Consider the following 10,399-nt stretch of genomic DNA (forward strand, 5'->3'; position numbering starts at 1 on the left):
GCCTCTACGGCGGCACCGTCACCAGCGGCCAACACATCCCCGACGGCACCAACGGCTTCTCCACCCGCTACATGTGGCGCACCGACGGCGCCGGCGAGGTCTACGCCTACCTCCCCACCTCCCAGCAACACGGCACCTCACTCGGCCGCGGCTGCTGGACCTTCACCCCCGGCCGCTGGACCCGGCTCCACCAACGCATCACCCTCAACACCCCCGGCCTCGCCAACGGCCGCATCACCGTCTGGCAGGACGACCGCCTCGTCCTCGACCACCCCGGCCTCTACTTCCGCACCACCTCCGACCTGCGCATCGACGGCCTGTTCTTCTCCACCTTCTTCGGCGGCGACGACTCCAGCTGGGCCAGCCCCACCGACCAGCACGCCGACTTCGCCGACTTCACGCTCACCTCCACCGTCCTGGCCTCCCCCGTCCACACCGGCCCTCCGGTCTACGGCCCGGCCGGTTGCACAGCGGCTGGTTGGCCGTGATCCGGACGGCGCCGATCCGGGCTCTGCTGCTCGTCCTCGTGTTCCTGCTCCTGTCGAGCGGCTGCGCGGCGCCGGCACCCGAGCCGCTGGTCCGCCGCGACGTGGCACCGAGCGCAGTGCTCGACCCGAGCCGGCCGTGCGTCCGGGAGGCCGCGGCGGGTGCACCCGCGGACCGGACCCCGCCTGCCGGCCTCGCCGTGCGCGTCGACCCCGTCACCGGCACGGTCGCGCTGACCGGCGGGGAGGGTGTCACCCTGCCCGTGCTGAGCACGGCGATCGGCGACCCGGCGGTGCTGCGCGAGGTCGCCCCCGGGGAGTGGCTGCTCGGGGCCGACCTCCAGGTGCTCACCGGTGCCTCGTTGCAGATCACTGCCCCTGACGTGCGCTGGCTCAAGCTCAGCAGCGGCCCCGCCGGTTTCGTGGCCGTCACGGCGCTGGGCGGTGGTCTCGAGATCACCGGATCCTGCGTGACGTCGTGGGACACGGCGCTGCAGCACGCCGACACCGAGCACGTCGACGGTCGCAGCTTCCTGCTCGCCCGCGACGGCGGGCGGATGATGGTCGACCTCTCCGAGCTGCGCTACCTCGGCTACGGCGAGGTCGAGTCCTACGGGATGTCGTGGCGCACGGAAGGCACCACGGGCGGGATCAGGGCCAGCATCGTGTCGCACCTGTTCTACGGGCTCTACTCCTACGAGGTCGGTGGGCTCGTGGTGCAGGACAACGAGTTCCACGACAACGTGCTCTACGGGATCGACCCGCACACCGGCTCGCACGACCTGCTGATCGAACGCAACCTCGTGCACGACAACGGCAAGCACGGGATCGTCCTGGCCGAGGACTGCACCGACAGCGTGATCCGCGACAACGTGGTCCACGCCAACGACCACCACGGGATCGTGCTCTACCTCCGCTCCGACCGGAACATCGTCGAAGGCAACGACTCCTTCGGCAACGCCGCCCAGGGCATCAACATCAACGAGTCGGCAGGCAACACCGTGCGCGGCAACCGCGTCTACGACAACACCGAGTCCGGCATCGCCGTCGGCCAGACCGCGCACGACAACCTCGTGGAGAACAACCAGATCCGCGGCAACCAGCAGGACGGCATCCGTCTCGTCACCGACGCCGCACAGACCGTCATCCGGGGCAACGTCATCGGCGAGAACACCCGCTACGGCGTCTACGTCGACGGCAACGGCACCTTCGACCTCACCGGCAACACCATCTTCGGCAACCACACGGGCGTCATGCTGAAGGGTGGCATCGCCGCGCTCCCGGAGTTCGACGACCAGATCTTCGACAACGTCGTGGCCGACATATCGAAGAACTGACCGGCCGCCGCGGTCCGCCTCGCGGACTCCCTTGTCGGTGGCGAGCCCGGAAAAGGTCATGACCGGCTGACGTCGGGGGCCGGGGGCGGTGCAGATCGACGACGCGAACGTGACCTCTGATCGTTTCCCGGCAGCCGCTGCGCCGCGTGCGGCGGCCTAGAGCGCCGTTCCGTTCCGGTTCTCCTCTGGATCCTTCCGGCCGACCCCGCCGAGAACGCCGAACCGTTCCGGGCGCTCGTCCACGTAGAGGGGCGAATCCGGACGCCAGAGCGGGATGTGCACCAGCCCGGGGTCGACCAGCGACAGCCCGTCGAACTGTTCGAGCAGCTCGCTGCGGGAGCGGAGGCAGATCGGCGTGTCGATCTGGTTCGACAGCTTCTGGGCCTCGATCACCTCCGGAGGCTGGTCCTCATGGGTGACGTTGGCCAGAGCGATGAAGCTGCCGGAGCAGACCGCCTCACGGAGGCGCTTGACGATCCCCGCGGGGTCGTCGGCGTCGGGGATGAAGTGCAGCAGGCCGAGGATCAGCACTCCGACCGGCTGTTCGAGGTCGAGGAGCCGCCGGGTCTCCGGGGCGGCGAGGACGGACTCGACCTCCCGGGCGTCGGCCTGCACCACGGCGGTGCGGGGATCACCGTCGAGGATCATCCGGCTGTGGGAGACGGCCACCGGGTCGACGTCGACGTAGACGACGCGGGCGGCCGGATCGGCTCGCTGAGCCACCTCGTGGACATTGCCGAGCGTCGGGATCCCGGACCCCAGGTCGAGGAACTGGTGGATGCCCTGGTCCCCCATGAACCGCACGGCGCGGCGCAGGAAGGCCCGATTGGCACGCATCGCGTCACCGATGTCGGGGGTCATGCGCGAAACGATCTCGGCCAGCTCCCGATCCACCGCGAAATTGTGGGCGCCACCAAGGAAGTAGTCGCAGACGCGGGCCCCGCTCGGCCGTTCTAGATCAATTTCTGCAGACACCCAGTTCGGCCGCTCCATGGCACCACCCCTCACGGGTTACCCGACCGCGCAACCATAACTGCTCCGTCCGAGCGACGGATACTGCACGTTCTACTCGGGGGAGAAGTCTGACGCATTCGGCCGTATCGTTGGGCCGATGACCAGCGGGCAGCGGGATTTCCATCGCGCACCGGATGTGACTGCGCTGGTGGCGTCCTGGGCCGGCGATCTCGCTCGCGTGCCGTACCTGCCGCTGTCCCGCGACGACCTGCACGAGTTCCTCACGGCCGCGGCGTCGCGGGTGGCGCTCGCGGCGGCCGTCGACCCTGTGGACCTCGACGCGGCCCGGGAGGTCGGCGCCTCGATGGTCGACGCCGGACTGCTCGCCGCCGACGTCCTGCCCATCACCGTGAGCGCGCTGGCCCGCAACCTCCCCAAGGCGGCGCGGTCGGCCGGTGCCCACCGGCCGCATGAGACCGCGCCGACCGTCGAGGCGGCGGTGGCCGACGGCTATGTGGCGAAGCTGCGGGCCCGGATCCTCGACGAGCAGGAGCTGATGCGCAGGACGGAGGTGAAGGCCCGCTACCAGATGGAGGGGGCGCTGCGCTCCAGCGAGGCCCGCTTCCGCGCCATCTTCGCCAACGCCGCGATCGGCATCACCATCGCCGACACCGACGGGCGGATCGTCGACGTGAACGCGGCACTGGCCTCGATGCTCGGGTACACCATCGCCGAGTTCCGCCTGCTCACCGTGGGCGACTTCATGTACCCGGACGACGCCGCCGACATGTGGGAGCTCTACGAGGAGATCTTCGAGGGCAGGCGCGAGAGCGGCCAGGTGGAGAAGCGCTACCGGCACCGTGACGGGCGCATCGTGTGGACCAACCTCACGGCCTCACTCATCCGGGACGCCGACGGCACGCCGGTGTTCATCGTGGCCATGGTCGAGGACATCACCACCCGCCGCGAGCTGCAGGAGCGGCTGCGGCGCCAGGCGCTGCACGACCCGCTGACCCTGCTGCCCAACCGCGCGCTCTTCCAGGACCGGCTCGCCGCGGCGTTCGCGCAGCCAGGAGCCCGCGTCGGCATCTGCTACCTCGACCTCGACCGGTTCAAGGCCGTGAACGACCGGCTCGGGCACGACGTCGGCGACACGCTCCTGATCGGGGTGGCCCGCCTCCTCGACAAGTGCGTGTCCACGCGGGGGCACCTGGTGGCCCGGATGGGAGGCGACGAGTTCGTCATCCTCGTCGACGACCCGCCGGAGGGCGAGCTGGCGATCCTCGCCGACACCGTGCTCGCCGTGCTCGCCGAGCCGATCGACGTCGACGAGCACCGGCTGTCGGTCTCGGCCAGCATCGGCGTGATCGAGTGCTCCGTGGACGAGACCACGCCGGCGGAGATCCTCAAGGCCGCCGACGTCACCCTGTACTGGGCGAAGTCCGACGGCCGCAACCGGTGGGCCCGCTTCGACCCGGAGCGCAACGCGCGCGACATGACGCGCTACACCTTGTCGGCCAACCTGCTCCCGGGGCTCGAGCGCGGCGAGTTCCGGGTGGAGTACCAGCCGATCGTCGGGCTCGCCGACAGCCGGGTGCACGGGGTCGAGGCGCTCGTCCGCTGGGCGCATCCCACGCTCGGCCTGCTCAGCCCCGACCAGTTCATCGACCTCGCCGAGGAGACCGGCTCGATCGTCCCGCTCGGCCGCCACGTACTGAACGAGGCCTGCGCGCGGGGCGCCGAGTGGCACGCCGCCCATCCCGACGCCGGCCTGTTCATCAGCGTCAACCTCGCCGTGCGGCAGGCCCACGACGCCGGGCTCGTCGCGGACGTCACGCGCGCCCTGAAGGACACCGGCCTGCCACCGCACCTGCTGCAGCTCGAGCTCACCGAGAGCGCGCTGCTCGGCCCGGCCGGACGGCCGGTCGAGGCGATCAGCGCGCTGGCCGAGATGGGCATCCGCATCGCCGTGGACGACTTCGGCACCGGGTACTCCAACCTCAGCTACCTCCCCCGGCTCCCGCTCCACACCCTCAAGCTCGCCGGCACGTTCATCGACGGCCTGCGCAACCCCGCCACGGGCGCCGACCCCATCGTCAGCAGCCTGATCACCCTCGCCCACGCCCTCGGGCTCGCCGTCACCGCCGAGGGCGTCGAGACCCCGGCGCAGGCCGACCGGCTGCGGGCCAGCGCCTGCGACACGGTCCAGGGCTGGCTCTACGCCCGGCCCGCGGCGTGGGACGAGATCACCGACCTGTTCGGCAGGGCGCTCCCCCCGGAGGGCTGACCACCCCTACCCGGCCTGCACTCCCGGCTTCCGGTCCTCCACCACGTAGCTCGCGCGGGTGCTGATCGGGGCACCGGGCGTCGTGACCGACGGGACGACCCGGAAGTCGCTGCGCCAGCGTTGCTGGTTCACGGTGACGCGGACGTAGCCCCGCTGGCTGTTGAAGAACTTCATGTGCGGGTTCGCCGCCAGCAGCGCCTGCCCGTCCGCCGTCATGTCGGCACCGTTGCCGCCGGTGGTGATCGACGTGCCGACGAACTCGCTCCCCACCGTCGGCGAGCCGGGGTCGGCGTAGTCGCGCTTGAGGTCCCACGCGTAGTTCTGGTGCCGGTCGCCGGTGATCACGACGAGGTTGCGCACCTTGCGGTCCTGCGCGGCCGCGAGGACGCGGTTGCGGTCGGCGACGTAGCCGTCCCACGGGTCGAGGTAGACCTCCGTGGGGTCGCCCGGGTCCAGGTCGGTCTGTCCCATCGGGACCTGGTTGCCGATCACCTGCCAGCGGGCCCGTGACCGCGAGAACCCGTCCAGCAGCCAGTCCCGCTGCGGCGCGCCGAGGATGGTGCGCTTCGGGTCCAGCCGGTCGGTGCAGGTCGCGGACGTCCCGTCGCCGCAGGGCTGGTCGTCGCGGAACTGGCGGGTGTCGAGCATCGTGAACTCGGCGAGGTCGCCGTAGGCGATCCGGCGGTGGAGGTGCATGTCCGGGCCGGCCGGGAGCTGGGCGCGGCGGTAGGGCAGGTTCTCGTACATCGCCTGGTAGGCCTGCGCCCGCCGCTGCCGGAACACCGCCGGGTCCTGGTCGGGCTCGGTGTCGGCCTGCGAGATGTCACGGGCCCAGTTGTTCTCCACCTCGTGGTCGTCGTTCACATGGATCCAGGCGAAGTTGGCGTGCGCGGCCTGCAGCGGCTTCTCCGCCTTGTAGAGCGCGTACTGCAGCCGGTAACGCGCCAGGTCGAAGGTCTCCCCGCGGAACTGGTCCCCGGCCGGCGTCCCGCGCTTCTGCCCGGTGACGCCGTTCTCGTAGATGTAGTCACCGAGGTGGACGACGAGGTCCAGATCCTCGGCGGCCAGGTGGTCGTAGGCGGTGAAGAACCCGTCCTCCCAGGACTGGCACGAGGCGAAGGCGAAGTTCAGCTCGTGCAGCGAGGACCCCGCCCGCGGCGCCGTCCTCGTCCGCCCGACGGGTGAGATCTCCCCGCCGACCCGGAACCGGTAGTAGTACTCGCGGTCGGGCAGCAGCCCGCTGATCTCCGGGTGCACCGAGTGCCCGAGCTCGGGAGTGGCGACCACGCTCCCGCCGTTGACCACGGTCCGGAACCGCTCGTCCGTGGCCACCTCGTACTCGACGCGGACCGGTCGGGCGGGCATGCCGCCGGAGCCGTCGGGCACGAACGGGTCCGGGGCCAGGCGCGTCCACAGCACCACGCCGTCGGGCGCGGGGTCACCCGAGGCCACACCGAGCGTGAACGGGTTGCCCATCGACGGTGCCGCGGCGTACGCGGCGGAAGCGTTCCAGGCGCCCGTGCCCAGCAGCACGGCGGCGGCACCGGCACCACCGACCCCGAGAAACCGGCGTCGGGAGAGCGGGGAAAGACGTGACATCAAGATCCTCCTGTGCGACGACAGGAAGATCGTCATTTCCGGACATGGCCGGCACGCGGCACACCGACCGCGTTCTCGTGAACGGGGCCGGTCGGCTGCTCCGCGGATGGGCGGGCAGCCTCATCCGCGGTGGACGGCGACCTCGATCAGGCCGCTGTGGATCTCCGGGTCAGGTCCGGATGTACTCGCCGGGCCCGTCGCCGAGCACCGGGTACGTGGCGCTGCCCATCCGTGGCGGATCCTGCAACGGCCCGGAGTGGGCCGTTGACCAGCGCGCCCAGTCCTCCCACCAGGAGCCGTCGTGGCGCTCGGCGATCTCGCGCCACCCCTGCGCCGTGGCCGGCAGCGACTCGGTCTCGGCGATCATGTGCCACACCTTCGGTCCCGGCGGGCTCACGATGCCGGCGATGTGTCCACCGCTGCTCAGCGCGAACCGGACCGGACCGCTGACGAGCCCGACCGTCCGGTACGCCGACTGCCACGGCACGATGTGGTCGTTGATCGCGCTCACGACATAGGTGGGCGCCTTGATCACGCTGAGATCGATCGTCTTCCCGGCGATCTCGAGCTCACCGGCGGCGAGCTTGTTCTCCAGGTAGAAGTTCCGCAGGTAGAACGCGTGCATCTCGGCGGGCATGCGGGTGCTGTCGGCGTTCCAGGCGAGGATGTCGAACGCTGGCGGGTTCTTGCCCATCAGCCAGTTCGACACGACGTAGTTGAAGATCAGGTCGTTGGCGCGCAGCACGTCGAACGTGCCGGCCATCGAGCTGCCCTCCAGGGTCCCCTCGCGCCGCATCTTCTTCTCGAGCTTCTCGATGGTGCGCCGGTCGGTGAACGTGCCGAGCGCCCCCGGCTCGGCGTAGTCGAGCATCGTGTTGAGCAGGGTCAGCGCGCCGATGCGGCGGTCGCCCGCCTGCTGGAGGTACGCCGCGGTGATCCCCGTGAGGGCCCCGCCGAGGCAGAGCCCCACGATGTCGACCGTCTCGGCGCCGGTGATCTCCTGGATCACGTCGAGCGCCTTCTGCGGACCGTTGACGAGGTAGTCGTCCATGGTGGTGCCGGACATGTCCTTGGACGGGTTCTTGTAGCTGATCACGAAGACCGTGCGCCCGTGGTCCACCGCCCACTGGACGAAGCTGCGGTCGGGCGCGAGGTCCATCACGTAGTACTTGTTGATCCACGGCGGGCTGCACAGCATCGGGTTGGCGTGCACCTGCTCGGTGCGCGGCTCGTACTGCAGCAGTTCCATGAGCTCGTTGCGGTAGACGACCTTCGCCGGTGTGCAGGCGAGGTTGCGGCCCACCTCGAACCCGCTGGTGTCCACCTGGCGCGGCCGCCCCTCGTTGTGGACCAGGTCGTCGAGGAAGTTCTGGGCGCCCTTGAGCAGGCTGCCGCCTGCCGTCTCGAACGCGCGCTTGAGCGCCGCCGGGTTCGTGGCGAGGAAGTTGGTGGGGGCGAGAGCGTCCAGCAGCAGGTCGAGCGCCATCGCGGCCTTGCGTGCGGCATCGGCCTCCAGCTCCGCCGAGCCGACCACGTCACGGGCGAACCGGCACGCCGCCAGGTAGGCCAACCGGACCGAGTAGAACACCGGGTTGGCGTCCCACGCCGGGTCCGCGAACCGGCGGTCCTTCGGATCGGGCGGGACCGGGGGCTGCGCCTCGCCACCCAGCCAGCGGGTGGTGGCGATGAACGGGATCCGCGCCAGGTCCGTCGCGAGCCGGATCCCCGCCAGCGCGGTGTCGCCCGGACTCGCCAGGCTCGCGCGCACGGCCTGGGTCAGCGCCTCGCCGAACCCGGCGGCGTCCAGGTCCTCGAACAGGTCGGACTCCGGGCCGAGAGCGCTCGCGGCGTGCTCGGCAGCGGTGTCGGGCAGTTCCTCGGCCATGTGCACATCCTCACGTCCGACGAGCTCCGGAAAGACCATCCTCCCGCTGGCAGAGAACGTCGAACACCCCCGATCGGGCCCGTTCCGCGCGCCGGACCCGGTCCTCGCAGAGCCCGCGGGGGCTGCGAGGACCACAGCGGGCGCGCGTACAGCTGAACAACCGGACGTCCGTGCGGGATCCCGGCGCCCCTGTTTGACATACTTATCGGGGCGTGCCTACTTTCCCGTCGCCGAGGCATCCGCCCCGGCTCAGGAACGCGGCCAAGGAGCGACATGAAGCATCCCGAGGCCGGAATCGCAGCGGCCCTGCGGCTCACCCGGGAAGGACGGCTGACCGAGGCGGTCGACGTCATACAGAGCACCCTGAACGGCGGCGGCGCGCCGAAGCCCGCCGCGCCGTCCCCCGGGACCGACCTGCCGAGCCGGGTGCGCCGCGGCATGGCGCGGTCGCGTCAGGACGACGAACGCCCCGAGGCCCCCGGCGCAGCGGGGCAGACCCTGCACCTCACCCACACCGAGGCGGCGGGCACCCGGCTGTTCGACCTCTACGTCCCCTCGTCCCTGCGCCACGGCGAACGGCCACCGCTCGTGGTCATGCTGCACGGCGGGACGCAGGACGCCGCCGACTTCGCGCTCGGCACCGGGATGGACCGGCTCGCCGAGCGGCATCGCATGCTCGTGGCGTATCCCGAGCAGTCCACCGCGGCCAACCGCGGCAGGTACTGGAACTGGTTCTCCCCCGCCGACCAGCAGCCCGGGGCGGGCGAACCCGCCGTCCTGGCCGGGATCACCCGGCGGATCATCGCCGAGCACGGCGCCGACCCCCGCCGCGTGTACGTCGCGGGGCTCTCGGCCGGGGGCGCGATGGCCGCGGTGCTGGCCGTCACCGATCCCGACCTCTACGCGGCCGTCGGCGTGCACTCGGGCGTCGCCTACGGCGCCGCGCACGACGCCGGCTCCGCCTTCGCCGCGATGCGGGGCGGCGGTGCCCGCCGGGCGGGTGCCGACATGCCACTGGTCGTCTTCCACGGCGACGCCGACAACGTCGTGGCCCCGGTCAACGCCGAGCACCTGGTCGAGGCCCGCCTCGCGGCCGGTGCGGGGCGCACCACGGCGACGACGCGCCAGGTGGCCACGGCCGGGCGCCGGACCAGCACGCAGACCGTCGTCCGTGGCGAGGACGGGTCCGTCGTCGCCGAGTCGTGGCTGGTGCACGGGCTCGGGCACGCCTGGTCGGGAGGCGACGCGGCCGGCTCGTACACCGACCCGGAGGGCCCGGACGCGTCCGCCGAGATGGTCCGCTTCTTCCTCGACCATCCCGGGGGCCGCGGCTGACCGGGCGGCGCACCGCCGTCACTCCGCGGGAGACTCCCGGCGCTCGGGGTCGCTCCTGTCCCGCTGCTCGAACTCGACGTTGATCGTCTGCGACTCCTTGAACCGCTGGGTGCTGGCGTAGGAGGTGTAGCTGCGGCGGTCGGCGTGGGTGAGGTCGACGTCCTCGACGAAGGGGGTGAGCAGCGAGCGCGGGTAGAGCCGCCTGCTGAGCACGGTGTTGAGCTCGGCGGCGAGCACGATGATCGTCGCCTCCAGATAGATCCACGCCAGCAGCCCGAGCACGATGCCGAACAACCCGTACACCTGGGTCGACCCCATCAGCCCGTGGCCCACGAAGAAGGCGCCCAGCGACTGCAGGATCTGCCAGGCGACCGCCGACATGATCGCGCCGGGCAGCACGTCACGGACGCTGACGTCCCGGACGGTCAGCGCGCGGAAGCCGAGCACGAACAGCCCGCAGATCGCCACGACCGACACCACGATCGCCAGCACGCGCAGCCCGCGACCCGCGGTGGCC

At 71.1% G+C, this 10,399-nt stretch carries 8 protein-coding genes; 4 read left to right on the forward strand and 4 right to left on the reverse strand.

Going from position 1 to position 10,399, the window contains the following annotated elements; genetic code table 11:
* Positions 1-488: polysaccharide lyase (locus tag HF577_RS34690; protein ID WP_407692275.1), on the forward strand; the 488-nt coding region annotated here is incomplete at its 5' end.
* Positions 485-1,822: a right-handed parallel beta-helix repeat-containing protein gene (locus HF577_RS39985; protein ID WP_169400237.1), complete on the forward strand. Its 1,338-nt coding sequence runs from the start codon at positions 485-487 to the stop codon at positions 1,820-1,822. The genes HF577_RS34690 and HF577_RS39985, both read left to right, overlap by 4 nt.
* Positions 1,823-1,978: 156 nt before the next feature.
* On the opposite strand, the gene HF577_RS34700 is transcribed toward HF577_RS39985, so the two are convergent.
* Positions 1,979-2,815, reverse strand: a complete 837-nt coding sequence (locus tag HF577_RS34700) for an SAM-dependent methyltransferase (protein ID WP_169400238.1) — start codon at positions 2,813-2,815, stop codon at positions 1,979-1,981.
* A 118-nt stretch (positions 2,816-2,933) separates the two neighbouring features.
* Here HF577_RS34700 and HF577_RS34705 point away from each other — a divergent pair, with 118 nt between their 5' ends.
* A complete protein-coding gene (locus HF577_RS34705) occupies positions 2,934-5,063 on the forward strand; it encodes a putative bifunctional diguanylate cyclase/phosphodiesterase (protein ID WP_169400239.1) in 2,130 nt (709 codons plus the stop codon).
* A 6-nt stretch (positions 5,064-5,069) separates the two neighbouring features.
* Here HF577_RS34705 and HF577_RS34710 read toward each other — a convergent pair whose 3' ends face one another.
* The gene (locus HF577_RS34710) at positions 5,070-6,662 is read right to left on the reverse strand and encodes an alkaline phosphatase D family protein (protein ID WP_169400240.1); all 1,593 of its coding nucleotides are present in this window, start codon (positions 6,660-6,662) and stop codon (positions 5,070-5,072) included.
* 169 nt (positions 6,663-6,831) lie between these two features.
* Positions 6,832-8,547: a PHA/PHB synthase family protein gene (locus HF577_RS34715; RefSeq protein WP_169400241.1), complete on the reverse strand. Its 1,716-nt coding sequence runs from the start codon at positions 8,545-8,547 to the stop codon at positions 6,832-6,834.
* A 273-nt stretch (positions 8,548-8,820) separates the two neighbouring features.
* Between HF577_RS34715 and HF577_RS34720 the strand changes: the two genes are divergently transcribed.
* Positions 8,821-9,882, forward strand: a complete 1,062-nt coding sequence (locus tag HF577_RS34720) for an extracellular catalytic domain type 1 short-chain-length polyhydroxyalkanoate depolymerase (RefSeq protein WP_169400242.1) — start codon at positions 8,821-8,823, stop codon at positions 9,880-9,882.
* Positions 9,883-9,900: 18 nt separating this feature from the next.
* Here the strand turns inward: HF577_RS34720 and HF577_RS34725 are convergent.
* Positions 9,901-10,399, reverse strand: a 499-nt coding sequence (locus HF577_RS34725) for a YihY/virulence factor BrkB family protein (RefSeq protein ID WP_169400243.1), incomplete at its 5' end; no start/stop codon positions are given.

Source organism: Pseudonocardia xinjiangensis (genome assembly GCF_012911925.1).
In the GTDB taxonomy this organism is placed as follows: domain Bacteria; phylum Actinomycetota; class Actinomycetes; order Mycobacteriales; family Pseudonocardiaceae; genus Pseudonocardia; species Pseudonocardia xinjiangensis.